Source organism: Klebsiella sp. C283 (assembly GCF_048822555.1).
GTDB classification, from domain to species: domain Bacteria; phylum Pseudomonadota; class Gammaproteobacteria; order Enterobacterales; family Enterobacteriaceae; genus Klebsiella; species Klebsiella quasipneumoniae.
On sequence record NZ_JBMEZS010000004.1, the window covers coordinates 149,053 to 166,427 of the forward strand.

Below are 17,375 nucleotides of genomic sequence, written 5' to 3' on the forward strand. Positions count from 1 at the left end.
ATTTACAGATCCGCCGTCCTTTTTACGGAACTTCGCGTTTCATATCAGGGTTTAATTGCAAGAAAATATGACACGGCGGAGGATGTTGCTTGCCGTTACCCTTCTGATGACCGGGCAAATCGTTTACCATACCGGTCGCACGCCACCACGGATAATGAACAGACTATGCAAGACAGCGTCAACCAGCCCGGATTTTTATTCCACGATTATGAAACCTTCGGCACCAGCCCTTCCCTTGACCGGCCGGCGCAGTTCGCCGCCATCCGCACCGACGCGGAGCTGAACGTGCTGGGCGAGCCCGAGGTGTTTTACTGCAAGCCCGCTGACGATTACCTGCCGCAGCCGCAGGCGGTAATGATCACCGGGATCACCCCGCAGGAAGCGCTGGCCAAAGGGGATAACGAGGCCGCGTTTGCCCGCCGCATCCACGATCTGTTCACGGTGCCGCAAACCTGCATCGTCGGCTATAACAACGTGCGCTTTGATGACGAAGTGACGCGGAATATCTTCTATCGCAACTTCTATGACCCTTATGCCTGGAGCTGGCAGCACGATAACTCGCGCTGGGATCTGCTCGACGTGATGCGCGCCTGCTATGCCCTGCGTCCGGAAGGGATCGCCTGGCCGGAAAATGACGAGGGTCTGCCGAGCTTCCGCCTTGAACATCTGACCGTCGCCAACGGTATTGAACACCAGAACGCCCATGACGCGATGGCCGACGTGTACGCCACCATCGCCATGGCGAAGCTGGTGAAAACCCGGCAGCCGCGGCTGTTTGACTATCTCTACAGCCACCGCAATAAGCGCAAGCTGGCGACGCTCGTCGACGTACCGCAGATGAAGCCGCTGGTGCATGTCTCCGGCATGTTCGGCGCCGCGCGCGGCAACACCAGCCTGGTGGCGCCCCTGGCCTGGCATCCGGAAAACCGCAATGCGGTGATTATGGTCGATCTGGCGGGGGATATGGCGCCGCTGCTGGAGCTGGATGCGGACGCCCTACGCGAGCGGCTTTACACCCCGCGCGCCGAGCTTGGCGATCTGCCGGCGGCGCCGATCAAGCTGGTGCATTTGAACAAATGTCCGGTGCTGGCCCAGGCCAATACCCTGCGCCCACAGGATGCCGACCGGCTGGGGATCTCCATTCAGCGCTGTCTGGAGAATGCCCAGCTGCTGCGGGCGAATCCGCAGGTGCGGGAGAAAGTGGTGGCGGTGTATGCCGAAGCCGAGCCGTTCGTGCCGTCCGAAAACGTCGACGCCCAGCTTTACAATGGGTTCTTTAGCGATGCCGACCGCGCGGCGATGAAAATCGTGCTGGAAACGGAACCGCGCAATCTGCCGGCGCTGGATATCACCTTCGCCGACAAGCGTATCGAACGCCTGCTGTTTAACTATCGGGCGCGCAACTTCCCCGGCACGCTCGATGAAGCCGAGCAGCAGCGCTGGTTAGAGCACCGTCGTCAGGTATTTACGCCTGAGTTTTTGCAGGCCTATGCCGATGAACTGCAGATGCTGTATCAGCAGTATGCGGATGATAAAGAGAAGCTGGCGCAGCTGAAGGCGCTGTGGCAGTACGCACAGGATATTGTCTGATTGGCTGAAATTCCCGGGTTGCGGCTAACGCCTTACCCGGGCTACAAACTGTATCAGCAGTATGCGGATGATAAAGAGAAGCTGGCGCAGCTGAAGGCGCTGTGGCAGTACGCGCAGGATATTGTCTGATTGGCTGAAATTCCCGGGTTGCGGCTAACGCCTTACCCGGGCTACAAACGATGACCGGGGAGGACACCTGACCGTAGGCCCGCGCAAGCGCAGCGCCGCCGGGCATTGCATCCCCGGTTCGTGCTTACCTTTTTGCCCGGGGCGGCTTCGCCTTACCGGGCCTGGGCGCTGGTACCAGAGTAGCCCGGGTAAGGCGAAGCCGCTACCCGGGATGACTGGCTTAACTTTTCGCGCGGCTGGCGATGATTTCATCCGCTACGTTGCGCGGCGCTTCCGCGTAATGGTGGAACTCCATGCTGTAGGTTGCCCGTCCCTGAGACATCGAGCGCAGCGTGGTGGAATAACCAAACATCTCCGCCAGCGGCACATCGGCGCGGATGATCTGGCTGCCGAAGCGCTCTTCCATCCCCTGCACCATCCCGCGACGGGAAGAGAGATCGCCCATGATATTCCCGGCGTACTCTTCCGGCGTTTCCACCTCCACGTGCATCACCGGCTCAAGGATCACCGGGTCCGCTTTGCGCGCCCCTTCCCGGAAGCCGAAGATCGCCGCCATGCGGAACGCCATCTCCGAGGAGTCCACATCGTGGTACGATCCGAAGGTCAGGGTCGCTTTCACGTCAACCACCGGATAGCCCGCCAGCACGCCGGTGCCCATCGCTTCGCGCAGCCCTTTCTCCACGGAAGGGATGTACTCGCGCGGCACGACCCCGCCTTTGGTGGCGTCCTCGAAGACGAAACCGCTGCCCGGCTCCAGCGGCTCAAGGGTCAGCACGACGTGCCCGTACTGTCCTTTACCGCCGGACTGGCGCACAAATTTGCCCTCCACGTCCGTCACTTTCTTGCGCAGGGTTTCGCGGTAGGTGACCTGCGGACGACCAATGTTGGCCTCGACGTTAAACTCGCGCTTCATCCGGTCGACAATGATCTCCAGATGCAGCTCGCCCATGCCGGAGATAATCGTCTGGCCGGACTCTTCATCGGTATGCAGACGGAACGACGGATCTTCCGCCGCCAGCCGCTGCAGCGCGATGCCCATTTTCTCCTGGTCCGCTTTGGTCTTCGGCTCAATCGCCAGCGAAATCACCGGCTCCGGAAACTCCATCCGCTCAAGGGTAATCACCGCATCCGGGTCGCATAACGTATCGCCGGTAGTGACATCCTTCAGCCCAACGCAGGCCGCGATATCCCCGGCGTGCAGTTCGTCCACTTCGTGGCGATCGTTGGCCTGCATCAGGACGATACGCCCGATGCGCTCTTTCTTGCCCTTCACCGGGTTCCATACCGCATCGCCTTTCTTCAGCGTCCCGGAGTAGACGCGGATAAAGGTCAACTGGCCGACGTAGGGGTCGGTCATCAGTTTGAACGCCAGCGCCGACAGCGGCTCATCGTCGCTCGGATGGCGTTCCGCCGGCTGGCCTTTCTCATCCACGCCCTGTATCGCCGGAATATCCAGCGGCGACGGCATCAGCTCCACCACCGCGTCGAGCATGCGCTGCACACCTTTGTTTTTAAAGGCGCTACCGCAGAGCACCGCCTGGATTTCACCCTTCACCGTGCGCTGGCGCAGACCGGCGACAATCTCCGCCTCGTCCAGCTCGCCGGTTTCGAGGTATTTATCCATCAGCGCATCGCTGGCCTCCGCCGCTGCCGAGACCATTTTCTCCCGCCACTCGCGGGCTGTCGCCAGCAGATCGTCAGGGACCGGCCCGTAGCTGAAGGTCATGCCCTGGGTGGCGTCATCCCACAGGATGGCGCGCATTTTCACCAGGTCGACGACGCCGGTGAAATGCTCTTCGGCGCCAATGGGGATGACAATCGGCACCGGGTTGGCCTTCAGGCGGTCGATCATCATCTGCACCACGCGGAAGAAGTCCGCGCCGGGGCGGTCCATCTTGTTGACGAAGGCCAGCCGCGGGACATGGTATTTATTCGCCTGGCGCCAGACGGTCTCCGACTGGGGCTGCACCCCGCCGACGGAGTCATACACCATCACCGCGCCGTCGAGCACGCGCATGGAACGTTCCACCTCAATGGTGAAATCCACGTGCCCCGGGGTGTCGATGATATTGATCCGGTGCGGCTCGAAGCTGCGGTCCATACCCGGCCAGAAGCAGCTCACCGCCGCCGAGGTAATGGTGATCCCGCGCTCTTGCTCCTGGGCCATCCAGTCGGTGGTTGCCGCGCCATCGTGTACTTCACCCAGCTTATGGCTCATCCCGGTGTAAAACAGGATGCGCTCGGTGGTGGTGGTTTTACCGGCATCGATATGCGCGGAGATACCGATGTTGCGATAACGTTCGAGGGGGATGGGTCGGGGCATGATGCGTCCTTAGTCGTTTTGACTGTCAGTCTGCGGTCGGAATGATCCGCAGTTCATTTCACTGCCGCTTATGATAGTACAATTGTACGAGTATATTCGAACTATTTTTACTATTATTATGATTGGTCAGGTTGCGGCGGCGCGCGTGGCATGCGAACAGGAGTTTGGGTATAGTAGCCGCCAGCCGCCGATACGGGCTGCGACCGCCATGCGCCGCGCCACCGCCGACACAGGATTATTATGATCGCCAATCACCCTGAACGAGAACAAATTCGCCTGGAAAATGTCCTTTCCGCGCTCGGCAACCCGCTGCGACTGGAGATCATCCGCACGCTGGCCGACGGCAGCGAGCAGAGCTGTAACGCTCTGCGTCAGGAAGAGGTGGCCAAGTCCACCATGACCCACCACTGGCGCGTCCTGCGCGACAGCGGTGTGATCTGGCAGCGGCCTCAGGGACGGGAGAATATGATTTCGCTGCGCCGGGAAGATCTGGACGCCCGTTTTCCCGGCCTGCTGGATACGCTGCTGAACGTGATGCAGCAGTCGTGAATCGCTAACCTGCTGCCTGCTACTCCCCCGCCAGCCGCTGGTACTGCCTGAAACGGGCCCGGGCATCCTCCTCCGTTTGCCGGAACAGCGCGTCCGCCAGATCCGGGGTGGTTTTGTGCAGCGCGGCATAGCGCACCTCGCCAAGCAGAAAGTCGCGGAAGCTCTCTTCCGGCTCTTCGGAGTCCAGTATAAACGGCGTTTTGCCCTCGGCTTCGCGCTGTGGATGGTAGCGCCACAGGTGCCAGTATCCCGCCTCCACCGCCCGCTTCGCCTCGCGCTGACTGCAGCGCATCCCGGCTTTCAGGCCGTGGTTGATACAGGCGGCGTAGGCGATCACCAGCGACGGTCCCGGCCAGGCTTCAGCCTCGGCGATGGCCCGCAGGGTCTGATCTTTATCAGCGCCCATGGCGATCTGCGCAACGTAAACATTACCGTAGCTCATCGCCATCATGCCGAGATCTTTTTTCCGCGTGCGTTTCCCCTGGGCGGCAAACTTGGCGATCGCCGCCACCGGGGTCGATTTGGACGACTGGCCGCCGGTGTTGGAGTAGACCTCGGTATCGAACACCAGAATATTGACGTCTTCCCCGCTGGCCAGCACATGATCGAGACCGCCGAAGCCGATATCGTAGGCCCAGCCGTCGCCGCCGAAGATCCACTGCGAACGCCGGACGAAATAGTCACGGTTCTGCCAGAGCTGCTCCAGCAGCGGAACCCCCTCTTTTTCCGCCGCCAGCAACGCACTGAGGCGGTCCGCACGCTCGCGGGTCCCCTCCCCCTCGTCCTGCTGCGCCAGCCATTGCCGCATCGCGGCGTGAAGCGCGTCGCTGACCGGCAGCGTCAGGGCGCGGGTCATCTCCCCGGCGATCTGTTGGCGGATCGCCTGGCCGCCGAGCATCATGCCCAGCCCGAACTCGGCGTTGTCCTCAAACAGCGAGTTTGCCCAGGCCGGCCCGTGGCCGCGGTGGTTGGTGGTATAGGGCATTGAAGGCGCGCTGGCGCCCCAGATCGAAGAGCAGCCGGTGGCGTTGGCGATCAGCATCCGGTCGCCAAACAGCTGGGTGATCAGCCGGGCATAGGGCGTTTCGCCACAGCCCGCGCAGGCGCCGGAAAACTCCAGCAGCGGCGTTTCGAACTGGCTGCCTTTGACCGTCGTTTTGCGAAACGGGTTATCTTTTGGCGCCAGCCCCAGCGCGTAGTCCCAGACCGGGGCCATCGCGCGCTGGCTGTCGAGGGAGGCCATCTGCAGCGCCTTGCCGCGCGACGGGCAGCTCTCCACGCAGTTGCCGCAGCCGGAGCAGTCCAGCGGCGAGATAGCCAGATGATAGTGGTAGTCTTTGGCCCCCTGGGCCGGTTTGCTCAGCAGCCCGGCGGGCGCCGTATCCTGTTCTTCAGCGTTCAGCAACGCCGGGCGGATCGCCGCATGCGGGCAGACGAAGGCGCACTGGTTACACTGGGTGCAGCCGTCGGGCTGCCAGACCGGCACCTCCAGGGCAATGCCGCGCTTCTCCCAGGCGGTGGTGCCGGAGGGAAAGGTGCCGTCTTCCATCCCGGCGAAGGCGCTCACCGGCAGCAGGTCGCCACGCTGGCGGTTCATGGGCTGCAGAATATCGCGGATGAAGTCCGGCATCAGGGTTGTCGCCTGCGGTGCCGGCGCCTCGAGGGTCGCCCAGTGGGCGGGAACCGTCACCCGACGCAGCGCCGCCATCCCCAGCTCGATCGCCCGCTGGTTCATCTCAATGACGCTCGCCCCTTTGCTGCCATAGCTTTTCTCCACCGCCTGTTTGAGATAGTCCGCCGCGGTTTGCGGATCGATAATCGCCGTCAGCTTAAAGAACGCCGCCTGCATCAGCATGTTAAAGCGCCCGCCGAGGCCCAGCTCGCGGGCGATGTCCACGGCGTTGAGGGTATAAAAGTCGATCTTTTCCTGCGCCAGATAGCGCCGGACGCTGACCGGCAGGTGCTGCTCCAGCTCCGCCTCGGACCAGCTGCAGTTGAGCAAAAAGGTGCCTCCCGGCTTCAGCCCCTCCAGCAGGTCGTAGCGGTCGACATAGGATTGCTGAGAGCAGGCGATAAAATCGGCCCGGTGGATCAGGTAGGGCGAGGTGATTGGCCGGTCGCCAAAGCGCAGGTGCGAGACGGTGATCCCCCCGGACTTTTTCGAGTCGTAGGAAAAGTAGGCCTGAGCATAGAGCGGCGTGTTATCGCCGATGATCTTAATGGCGCTTTTGTTCGCCCCGACGGTGCCATCCGAGCCCATGCCCCAGAATTTGCAGGCGGTGATCCCGGCGTGGGAGACCGCCAGCGGCACCTGCCGGGCGGGCAGCGAGGTAAAGGTGACGTCATCGACAATACCCAGGGTAAAGCCGTCCTTCGGCAGCGGCTGCCGAAGATTGTCAAACACCGCGGCGATATCGTTGGGCAGCACATCCTTACCGCCGAGGGCGTAGCGGCCGCCGACAATCAGCGGCGCATCGTCGCGTTGATAGAAAGCGTTTTTGACGTCGAGGCACAGCGGTTCCGCCTGCGCCCCCGGCTCTTTGGTGCGGTCAAGGACGGCAATGCGCTGCACGCTGGCGGGCAATTGCGCGAAGAAGTGCGCCAGCGAGAACGGCCGATAGAGATGAACGCTGAGCAGCCCCACCTTCTCCCCCGCCGCATTCAGCGCATCCACCACCTCCTGGACGGTGTCGCACACTGAGCCCATGGCGATAATCACCCGCTCGGCGTCCGGCGCGCCGTGGTAATTAAACAGGTGATATTCCCGCCCGGTGAGCGCGGTGATCTTCGCCATATAGCTTTCCACCAGATCGGGCAGCGCGAGGTAGAAGCGGTTACCGGCCTCCCGCTCCTGGAAGTAGATATCCGGGTTTTGCGCGGTGCCGCGGATCACCGGGTGATCCGGATGCAGCGCCTGACGACGAAAGCGCTCCAGCGCCGGGCGGTCCAGCAGCGCCGCCAGTTGCTCATACTCCAGCACCTCGATCTTCTGTATTTCGTGCGAAGTGCGAAAGCCGTCGAAGAAGTTGATAAAGGGTATCCGCCCGGCGATCGCCGCCAGATGCGCCACCGCCGACAGGTCCATCACCTGCTGAACGTTATTCTCCACCAGCATGGCGCAGCCGGTCTGGCGCACCGCCATCACATCCTGATGGTCGCCAAAAATATTCAGCGAATTGGTCGCCAGCGCCCGGGCGCTAACGTGAAAGACGCCCGGCAGCAGCTCCCCGGCAATTTTGTACAAATTGGGGATCATCAGCAGCAGCCCCTGCGACGCGGTGTAGGTGGTGGTGAGCGCCCCCGCCTGCAGCGCGCCATGCACCGCCCCGGCGGCGCCGGCTTCAGACTGCATCTCCATCAGGCGCACCGGCCGACCAAAGAGGTTCTTTTTCCCCTTAGCGGCCCATTCATCGACATTCTCCGCCATCGGGGTGGAGGGGGTAATGGGATAGATGGCCGCCACGTCGGTAAAGGCGTAGGAGATCCAGGCCGCCGCCGCGTTGCCATCCATTGTTTTCATGTTTCCGGACATCGTTCAATCCTCGAAGGTGAGCGTTCTCTTTACCGCGACAGCCCGCGGCAAACCCTGTTTCCTCTTCAAGCACAGCCTGTGCCAGCTCGCGGATTGCCGCCTGTCGCTTATTAATTCAACAGGTTAAGGGAAGAAAGGCGCAGGTCCGTCCGGCGGAATTGCAGGGAATAAGACACAGGGCGCGACAAGCTGTTGAACAGGCGACAAAGCGCCGCGCCGGGCCGGTGGCGGGAAATTGTTCTGTTTCGCACATTTGGTGGCGTTATTGTGCCGTTTGCGCAGGCCCCCGGCGTGGCCGGTTTACAGAAAATACTTATTTATCAAAATACTGCATAAAAAATCACAGCTGGTATGTTCCCTGCACTTCTCTGCTGGCAAACACTCAACAACAGGAGAAGTCACCATGACCATGCGTCAATGCGCTATCTACGGTAAAGGCGGTATCGGTAAATCCACCACCACCCAGAATCTCGTCGCGGCCCTCGCCGAGATGGGTAAGAAAGTGATGATCGTCGGCTGCGATCCGAAGGCGGACTCCACCCGTCTGATCCTCCACGCGAAAGCCCAGAACACCATTATGGAGATGGCGGCGGAAGTGGGCTCGGTCGAGGATCTGGAGCTCGAAGACGTACTGCAAATCGGCTATGGCGATGTACGTTGCGCCGAATCCGGCGGCCCGGAGCCAGGCGTTGGCTGCGCCGGACGCGGGGTGATCACCGCCATCAACTTCCTCGAAGAAGAAGGCGCCTATGAAGAAGATCTGGATTTCGTCTTCTATGACGTCCTCGGCGACGTGGTCTGCGGCGGCTTCGCCATGCCGATCCGCGAAAACAAAGCCCAGGAGATCTACATCGTCTGCTCCGGGGAGATGATGGCGATGTATGCCGCCAACAATATCTCCAAAGGGATCGTGAAGTATGCCAAATCCGGCAAGGTACGCCTCGGCGGCCTGATCTGTAACTCGCGCAAAACCGACCGCGAAGACGAGCTGATCATCGCCCTGGCGGAGAAGCTCGGCACCCAGATGATCCACTTTGTTCCCCGCGACAATATTGTGCAGCGCGCAGAGATCCGCCGGATGACGGTGATCGAGTACGACCCGACCTGTCAGCAGGCCAACGAATATCGTCAGCTGGCGCAGAAGATCGTCAATAACACCAAAAAAGTGGTGCCGACCCCCTGCACCATGGACGAGCTGGAGTCGCTGCTGATGGAGTTCGGCATCATGGAAGAAGAAGACACCAGCATCATTGGTAAAACCGCCGCTGAAGAAAACGCGGCCTGAGCACAGGATCCTCAACATGACCAACGCAACAGGCGAACGTAACCTTGCGCTCATCCAGGAAGTCCTGGAGGTGTTTCCCGAAACCGCGCGCAAAGAGCGCAGAAAGCACATGATGATCAGCGATCCGCAGATGGAGAGCGTCGGCAAGTGCATTATCTCGAACCGTAAATCGCAGCCCGGGGTGATGACCGTGCGCGGCTGCGCCTACGCCGGCTCGAAAGGGGTGGTGTTTGGGCCGATTAAAGACATGGCCCATATCTCGCACGGCCCCATCGGCTGCGGCCAGTACTCGCGCGCCGGACGGCGCAACTACTATACCGGCGTCAGCGGCGTCGACAGCTTCGGCACCCTGAACTTCACCTCAGATTTTCAGGAGCGCGATATTGTCTTCGGCGGCGATAAAAAGCTGAGCAAACTGATTGAAGAGATGGAGCTGCTGTTCCCGCTGACCAAAGGGATCACTATCCAGTCGGAGTGTCCGGTGGGCCTGATCGGCGATGACATCAGCGCCGTGGCCAACGCCAGCAGCAAGGCGCTGGATAAACCGGTGATCCCGGTGCGCTGCGAAGGCTTTCGCGGCGTCTCGCAGTCGCTGGGCCACCATATCGCCAACGACGTGGTGCGCGACTGGGTGCTGAACAACCGCGAAGGGCAGCCGTTTGCCAGCACCCCGTATGATGTCGCCATCATTGGCGATTACAACATCGGCGGCGACGCCTGGGCCTCGCGCATTCTGCTGGAAGAGATGGGGCTGCGCGTAGTGGCGCAGTGGTCCGGCGACGGCACCCTGGTGGAGATGGAGAACACCCCGTTCGTTAAGCTAAACCTCGTCCACTGCTACCGTTCGATGAACTATATCGCCCGCCATATGGAGGAGAAACATCAGATCCCGTGGATGGAATATAACTTCTTCGGCCCGACCAAAATCGCCGAATCGCTGCGCAAGATCGCCGATCAATTTGATGACACCATTCGCGCCAATGCGGAAGCGGTGATCGCCAAATATGAGGGGCAGATGGCGGCCATCATCGCCAAATATCGCCCGCGGCTGGAGGGGCGCAAAGTGCTGCTGTACATGGGGGGGCTGCGGCCGCGCCACGTCATCGGCGCCTATGAGGATCTCGGGATGGAGATCATCGCCGCCGGCTACGAGTTTGCCCATAACGATGATTACGACCGCACCCTGCCGGACCTGAAAGAGGGCACTCTGCTGTTTGACGATGCCAGCAGCTATGAGCTGGAGGCCTTCGTCAAAGCGCTGAAGCCCGACCTCATCGGCTCCGGGATCAAAGAGAAATATATCTTCCAGAAAATGGGGGTGCCGTTCCGCCAGATGCACTCCTGGGACTATTCCGGCCCCTATCACGGCTATGACGGCTTCGCCATCTTTGCTCGCGATATGGATATGACCCTGAACAATCCGGCGTGGAACGAACTGACTGCCCCGTGGCTGAAGTCTGCGTGATTGCCCCTTCACTGTCCCGTCAGTCCACCGATTTGTGGCGCGGGAGGAGAACACCATGAGCCAAACGATCGATAAAATTCACAGCTGTTATCCGCTGTTTGAACAGGATGAATACCAGACCCTGTTCCAGAACAAAAAGAGCCTTGAAGAGGCGCACGACGCGCAGCGTGTGCAGGAGGTTTTTGCCTGGACCACCACCGCCGAGTATGAAGCGCTGAACTTCCAGCGCGAGGCGCTGACCGTCGACCCGGCCAAAGCCTGCCAGCCGCTCGGCGCCGTACTCTGCGCGCTGGGGTTCGCCGGCACCCTGCCCTACGTGCACGGCTCCCAGGGCTGCGTCGCCTATTTTCGCACCTACTTTAACCGCCATTTTAAAGAGCCGGTCGCCTGCGTCTCCGACTCCATGACCGAGGACGCGGCGGTGTTCGGCGGCAACAACAACATGAATCTGGGCCTGCAGAATGCCAGCGCGCTGTATAAACCCGAGATTATCGCCGTCTCCACCACCTGCATGGCCGAGGTGATCGGCGACGATCTGCAGGCGTTTATCGCCAACGCCAAAAAAGAGGGATTTGTTGACGACAGCATCGCCATTCCTTACGCCCATACCCCCAGCTTTATCGGCAGCCATGTCACCGGCTGGGACAATATGTTCGAAGGGTTCGCGAAGACCTTTACCGCTGACTACGCCGGGCAGCCGGGCAAACAGCAAAAGCTCAATCTGGTGACCGGATTTGAGACCTATCTCGGCAACTTCCGCGTGCTGAAGCGGATGATGGCGCAGATGGATGTCCCCTGCAGCCTGCTCTCCGACCCATCAGAGGTGCTCGACACCCCCGCCGACGGCCATTACCGGATGTACGCCGGCGGCACCAGCCAGCAGGAGATCAAAACCGCGCCGGACGCCATTGACACCCTGCTGCTGCAGCCGTGGCAGCTGGTGAAAAGCAAAAAGGTGGTTCAGGAGCTGTGGAATCAGCCCGCCACGGAGGTGGCCGTTCCGTTGGGTCTGGCCGCTACCGACGCGCTGCTGATGACCGTCAGTCAGCTGACCGGCAAACCGATCGCCGACGCCCTGACCCTTGAGCGCGGCCGGCTGGTGGACATGATGCTGGACTCCCACACCTGGCTGCACGGCAAAAAATTCGGCCTCTACGGCGATCCGGATTTCGTGATGGGCCTGACGCGCTTCCTGCTGGAGCTGGGCTGCGAGCCGACGGTGATCCTCAGCCATAACGCCAATAAACGCTGGCAAAAGGCGATGAAGAAAATGCTCGACGCCTCGCCCTACGGCCAGGACAGCGAAGTGTTCATCAACTGTGACCTGTGGCACTTCCGGTCGCTGATGTTCACCCGTCAGCCGGACTTTATGATCGGTAACTCCTACGGCAAGTTTATCCAGCGCGATACCCTGGCGAAGGGCAAAGCCTTCGAAGTGCCGCTGATCCGTCTCGGCTTTCCGCTGTTCGACCGCCATCATCTGCACCGCCAGACCACCTGGGGCTATGAAGGCGCGATGAACATCGTCACGACGCTGGTGAACGCCGTGCTGGAAAAACTGGACCACGACACCAGCCAGCTGGGCAAAACCGATTACAGCTTCGACCTCGTTCGTTAACCATCAGGCGCCCCGCCGCAGGCGGGGCCAGGAGGGAGTATGCCCATCGTGATTTTCCGTGAGCGCGGCGAGGCGCTATATGCCTATATCGCCAAACAGGATCTGGAGGCCCGGGTGCTTCAGGTCGAACATGACGAGACGGACCGCTGGGGAGGCGCGATCGCCCTTGAAGGGGGACGTCGCTACTACGTCAATCCGCAGCCGGGGCGGCCGGTCTTTCCGATAAGCCTGCGCGCCACCCGCAGCACGCTGCTATAAGGAGCTGGAAATGTCCGATAACGATACCCTTTTCTGGCGTCTGCTGGCGCTGTTCCAGACGCTGCCGGAGCTGCAGCCGGTGCAAGTCGTCGACTGGCTGGCGCAGGAGTGCGGCGAAACCTTGACCCCGGAACGGTTAACCACCCTGACGCAGCCTCAGCTGGCCGCCAGCTTTCCTTCGGCGACGGCGGTGATGTCCCCGGCCCGCTGGGCGCGTGTCATCGCCTGCCTGCAGGGGGCGCTGCCCGGCCATTTGCGCATCGCCCGGTCACCCCAGCGGACGCCGCAGCTGCGGGTCGCCTTCTGTTCGCAGGATGGCCTGGTCATCAATGGTCATTTTGGCCAGAACCGGCTGTTTTTTATCTATGCCTTCGATGACCAGGGCGGCTGGCTGGCGGATCTGCGCCGCTATGCCTCCCCTTCGGCGACGTCTGACGCCAGCGAGATGCGCGCCAGGCTGCTGGAGGATTGCCATTTGCTGTTTTGCCAGGAGATCGGCGGGCCTGCCGCCGCGAGGTTGATCCGCCATCAGATCCATCCGATGAAAGCGCCGCCGGGCACGACGATCCAGGCCCAGTGCGAGGCGATCAATACGCTGCTGGCCGGCCGTTTGCCGCCGTGGCTGGCGAAGCGCCTCAACCGGGATAACCCTCTGGAGGAACGTGTTTTTTAATCGTTGTGTTGTGCTTGTTGCCCGCCGACCCCGCGGGCCTTTTTTTCTGGCCAGATTATCGCAAACCACTGCCGCACGAAGGCAAAAAAATTCTGTTTAACAGAAGGTTCCGTTCACATTCACTCCTTAGTCATAAATAAACTTCTCAACAGGTGAACGGCATGGGGGGCGTTTCGCTCGCCCCCCATGACCCCCGGCATTGCGCTGAAAATTGCCGCTGCGCGGTACGCTCCACTCCGGCTTCATCTGGCGGGACGGGCGGACTCGACATCCCTGTCTCGACCGCCCTCTGGCCGCCGTCCTGGCGGCCAGCCCTTGATGTGCGCCTGCGTTCTCGCCAATTTTCTTTACGCGCCCCAACCCCCTCGCGGCGAGTCATTCGCCAATATGCGGCAATACTGTCGCGGTAAATCCAGTCATCAGGGGATAATCCACGCCTCCCCCCTGTCTGATTGTTGCCTTTGTCGCAAAGCCCACAACCCTTTTTCCTTAAAAATCAACCCCCCTCTCCCTGGAGCGCGAATTGCATCACCTCCCCGGTCTCCCACCGTCAACGAGGTCACTATGAAGGGAAAGGAAATTCTGGCGCTGCTGGACGAACCCGCCTGCGAGCACAACCAGAAGCAAAAATCCGGCTGCAGCGCCCCTAAGCCCGGCGCCACCGCCGGCGGCTGCGCCTTCGACGGCGCGCAGATAACGCTCCTGCCCATCGCCGACGTCGCGCACCTGGTGCACGGCCCTATCGGCTGCGCGGGAAGCTCGTGGGATAACCGCGGCAGCGTCAGCGCCGGCCCGGCCCTCAACCGGCTCGGCTTTACCACCGATCTCAACGAACAGGATGTGATTATGGGCCGCGGCGAACGCCGCCTGTTCCATGCCGTGCGTCACATCGTCGACCGCTATCGCCCGGCGGCGGTCTTTATCTACAACACCTGCGTACCGGCGATGGAAGGCGATGACATTGAGGCGGTGTGCCAGGCCGCGCAGACCGCCACCGGCGTCCCGGTCATCGCCATTGACGCCGCCGGCTTCTACGGCAGCAAAAATCTTGGCAACCGGATGGCGGGCGACGTAATGCTCAGGCAGGTGATTGGCCAGCGCGAACCCGCCCCTTGGCCGGACAACACGCCCTTTGCCCCGGCCCAGCGCCACGATATCGGCCTGATTGGCGAATTCAATATCGCCGGCGAGTTCTGGCAGGTCCAGCCGCTGCTCGACGAACTGGGGATCCGCGTCCTCGGCAGCCTCTCCGGCGACGGCCGCTTTGCCGAGATCCAGACCCTGCACCGGGCGCAGGCCAATATGCTGGTGTGCTCGCGAGCGCTGATCAACGTCGCCCGGGGGCTGGAGCTACGCTACGGCACGCCGTGGTTTGAAGGCAGCTTCTACGGGATCCGCGCCACCTCCGACGCCTTGCGCCAGCTGGCGGCGCTGCTGGGGGATGACGACCTGTGCCGCCGCACCGAGGCGCTGATCGCCCGTGAAGAGCAGGCAGCGGAGCAGGCGCTAGCGCCGTGGCGCGAGCAGCTCCGCGGGCGCAAAGTGCTGCTCTACACCGGCGGCGTGAAATCCTGGTCGGTGGTCTCGGCCCTGCAGGATCTCGGCATGACCGTGGTGGCCACCGGCACGCGGAAATCCACCGAGGAGGACAAACAGCGGATCCGGGAGCTGATGGGCGACGAGGCGGTGATGCTTGAGGAGGGCAACGCCCGCACCCTGCTCGACGTGGTGTACCGCTATCAGGCGGATCTGATGATCGCCGGCGGACGCAATATGTACACCGCCTGGAAAGCCCGGCTGCCGTTCCTCGATATCAATCAGGAGCGGGAGCACGCCTACGCTGGCTACCAGGGCATCATCACCCTCGCCCGCCAGCTCTGTCTGACCCTCGCCAGCCCCGTCTGGCCGCAAACGCATGCCCGCGCCCCGTGGCGCTAGGAGAACACCATGGCAGACCTTATCCGTAGCGAAAAACCGCTGGCGGTGAGCCCGATTAAAACCGGGCAACCGCTCGGGGCGATCCTCGCCAGCCTTGGGCTGGCCCAGGCCATCCCGCTGGTCCACGGCGCCCAGGGCTGCAGCGCCTTCGCCAAAGTTTTCTTTATTCAGCATTTTCATGACCCGGTGCCCCTGCAGTCGACGGCCATGGATCCGACCGCCACGATCATGGGCGCCGACGGCAATATATTCACCGCGCTCGACACCCTCTGCCAGCGCCACAGTCCGCAGGCCATTGTGCTGCTCAGCACCGGTCTGGCGGAGGCGCAGGGCAGCGATATCGCCCGGGTGGTACGCCAGTTTCGCGAGGCGCATCCCCGCCATAACGGCGTGGCGATCCTCACCGTCAACACCCCGGATTTTTTTGGCTCCATGGAAAACGGCTACAGCGCGGTGATCGAGAGCATCATCGAGCAGTGGGTGGCGCCGACGCCGCGTCCGGGGCAGCGGCCCCGGCGGGTCAACCTGCTGGTCAGCCACCTCTGTTCGCCAGGGGATATCGAATGGCTGAGCCGCTGCGTGGAGGCCTTTGGCCTGCAGCCGGTGGTCCTGCCGGACCTCTCGCTGTCGATGGATGGCCACCTGGGTCAGGGGGATTTTACGCCCCTGACCCAGGGCGGCGCCTCGCTGCGCCAGATTGCGCAGATGGGCCAGAGCCTGGGCAGCTTCGCCATCGGCGTGTCACTGCAGCGGGCGGCATCGCTCCTGAGCCAGCGCAGCCGCGGAGAGGTGATCGCCCTGCCGCACCTGATGACCCTCGACCACTGCGATACCTTTATTCATCAACTGGCGAAGCTGTCCGGGCGCCGCGTACCGGCCTGGATTGAGCGCCAGCGCGGCCAGCTGCAGGATGCGATGATCGACTGCCATATGTGGCTGCAGGGCCAGCGCATGGCGATGGCCGCGGAGGGCGACCTGCTGGCGGCCTGGTGTGATTTCGCCCGCAGCCAGGGGATACAGCCCGGCCCGCTGGTCGCCCCCACCAGCCACCCCAGCCTGCGCCAGCTGCCGGTCGAGCGGGTGGTGCCGGGGGATCTGGAGGATCTCCAGCAGCTGCTGAGCCAGCAACCCGCCGATCTGCTGGTGGCTAACTCTCACGCCCGCGATCTGGCGGAGCAGTTTGCCCTGCCGCTGATCCGCGTCGGCTTTCCCCTTTTCGATCGGCTCGGCGAATTTCGCCGGGTCCGCCAGGGGTACGCCGGCATGCGCGACACGCTGTTTGAGCTGGCCAATCTGCTGCGCGACCGCCATCACCACACCGCACTCTACCGATCGCCGCTTCGCCAGGGCGCCGACCCCCAGCAAGCTTCAGGAGACGATTATGCAGCCCATTAACCGTCAGTTTGAGATGGTCCACGCCGACGAGTGGTCGATGAAAGTCGCCTTCGCCAGCTCCGATTACCGCCATGTCGATCAGCATTTTGGCGCCACGCCGCGGCTGGTGGTCTACGGCGTCAAGGCGGATCGGGTCACCCTGCTGCGGGTGGTGGAGTTCCCGGTCGTCAGCGGCCATCAGACCGAGAAAATTGCCGAGCGCATCCACGCCCTGGAGGATTGCGTCACCCTGTTCTGCGTGGCGATTGGCGAGGCGGTTTTTCGCCAGCTGCTGCAGGTGGGCGTCCGCGCCGAACGGGTTCCCGATCACACCACCATCCTCGGCTTACTGCAGGAGATCCAGCTCTCCTGGTATGAAAAAGCGCAGCGCCGCAGCGCGCGGCAACGCGATCCGCAGCGCTTTAACCGCCTGCTGGAAGAGCAGACGTGGCGGGAGGAGCCCGACCCGCAGCCCTGAGCCTGTCGTTTATGTGACAAAGCCCACAAAACGCCACAACAGTGTCGGCTCTGTCGGGGGCGGTTAACCCGCCAGGTCATTAACAAATAAGGTTTTTATGCGTTGGTACCGCAATTGCTTGGGGAACAGTACCACCGCCAGTCTGCGGTGCACCGCGCCCCGG

At 62.1% G+C, this 17,375-nt stretch carries 13 protein-coding genes; 11 read left to right on the plus strand and 2 right to left on the minus strand.

What is annotated here, in order from left to right; translation table 11 throughout:
- Window positions 1-165 precede the first annotated feature (165 nt).
- Entirely contained in the window at window positions 166-1,590 is a 1,425-nt protein-coding gene (sbcB, locus tag ACOI7Z_RS09030; protein WP_087848919.1) for an exodeoxyribonuclease I, read from the plus strand.
- Complete coding sequence (locus tag ACOI7Z_RS09035; protein ID WP_021313317.1) at window positions 1,591-1,719, plus strand: hypothetical protein; 129 nt, start codon at window positions 1,591-1,593, stop codon at window positions 1,717-1,719.
- Window positions 1,720-1,939: 220 nt separating this feature from the next.
- Here ACOI7Z_RS09035 and fusA read toward each other — a convergent pair whose 3' ends face one another.
- Window positions 1,940-4,042, minus strand: a complete 2,103-nt coding sequence (gene fusA, locus ACOI7Z_RS09040; protein WP_032453436.1) for an elongation factor G — start codon at window positions 4,040-4,042, stop codon at window positions 1,940-1,942.
- A 240-nt stretch (window positions 4,043-4,282) separates the two neighbouring features.
- Here fusA and ACOI7Z_RS09045 point away from each other — a divergent pair, with 240 nt between their 5' ends.
- The gene (locus ACOI7Z_RS09045) at window positions 4,283-4,591 is read left to right on the plus strand and encodes an ArsR/SmtB family transcription factor (RefSeq protein ID WP_023290335.1); all 309 of its coding nucleotides are present in this window, start codon (window positions 4,283-4,285) and stop codon (window positions 4,589-4,591) included.
- Between the two features lie 19 nt (window positions 4,592-4,610).
- On the opposite strand, the gene nifJ is transcribed toward ACOI7Z_RS09045, so the two are convergent.
- Window positions 4,611-8,123, minus strand: coding sequence for a pyruvate:ferredoxin (flavodoxin) oxidoreductase (gene nifJ, locus ACOI7Z_RS09050; protein ID WP_087848920.1), 3,513 nt, complete (start codon window positions 8,121-8,123; stop codon window positions 4,611-4,613).
- Between the two features lie 403 nt (window positions 8,124-8,526).
- On the opposite strand from nifJ, the gene nifH reads away from it, so the two are divergent.
- The 8 genes from nifH (at window position 8,527) to ACOI7Z_RS09090 (ending at window position 17,212) form a co-directional block, all read left to right on the plus strand.
- Complete coding sequence (nifH, locus tag ACOI7Z_RS09055; RefSeq protein ID WP_004203553.1) at window positions 8,527-9,408, plus strand: nitrogenase iron protein; 882 nt, start codon at window positions 8,527-8,529, stop codon at window positions 9,406-9,408.
- 16 nt (window positions 9,409-9,424) lie between these two features.
- A complete protein-coding gene (gene nifD / locus ACOI7Z_RS09060) occupies window positions 9,425-10,873 on the plus strand; it encodes a nitrogenase molybdenum-iron protein alpha chain (RefSeq protein ID WP_032456353.1) in 1,449 nt (482 codons plus the stop codon).
- Window positions 10,874-10,928: 55 nt separating this feature from the next.
- Window positions 10,929-12,491 (plus strand): nitrogenase molybdenum-iron protein subunit beta, encoded by a 1,563-nt coding sequence (nifK, locus tag ACOI7Z_RS09065; protein WP_087848921.1) that lies wholly within the window; start codon window positions 10,929-10,931, stop codon window positions 12,489-12,491.
- A 39-nt stretch (window positions 12,492-12,530) separates the two neighbouring features.
- Window positions 12,531-12,749: a putative nitrogen fixation protein NifT gene (gene nifT, locus ACOI7Z_RS09070; RefSeq protein ID WP_004203557.1), complete on the plus strand. Its 219-nt coding sequence runs from the start codon at window positions 12,531-12,533 to the stop codon at window positions 12,747-12,749.
- Window positions 12,750-12,759: 10 nt separating this feature from the next.
- Complete coding sequence (locus tag ACOI7Z_RS09075; RefSeq protein WP_087848922.1) at window positions 12,760-13,422, plus strand: NifB/NifX family molybdenum-iron cluster-binding protein; 663 nt, start codon at window positions 12,760-12,762, stop codon at window positions 13,420-13,422.
- A 564-nt stretch (window positions 13,423-13,986) separates the two neighbouring features.
- On the plus strand, window positions 13,987-15,360 hold the full coding sequence (gene nifE / locus ACOI7Z_RS09080; RefSeq protein ID WP_087848923.1) for a nitrogenase iron-molybdenum cofactor biosynthesis protein NifE: 1,374 nt from the start codon (window positions 13,987-13,989) through the stop codon (window positions 15,358-15,360).
- Window positions 15,361-15,369: 9 nt separating this feature from the next.
- Entirely contained in the window at window positions 15,370-16,755 is a 1,386-nt protein-coding gene (nifN, locus tag ACOI7Z_RS09085; protein WP_087848924.1) for a nitrogenase iron-molybdenum cofactor biosynthesis protein NifN, read from the plus strand.
- Window positions 16,742-17,212 carry a NifB/NifX family molybdenum-iron cluster-binding protein gene (locus tag ACOI7Z_RS09090; RefSeq protein WP_087848925.1) on the plus strand — a complete coding sequence of 157 codons (471 nt, stop codon included), beginning with the start codon at window positions 16,742-16,744 and terminating at the stop codon, window positions 17,210-17,212. The genes nifN and ACOI7Z_RS09090 overlap by 14 nt, the downstream gene beginning before the upstream one ends.
- Window positions 17,213-17,375: the final 163 nt, after the last annotated feature.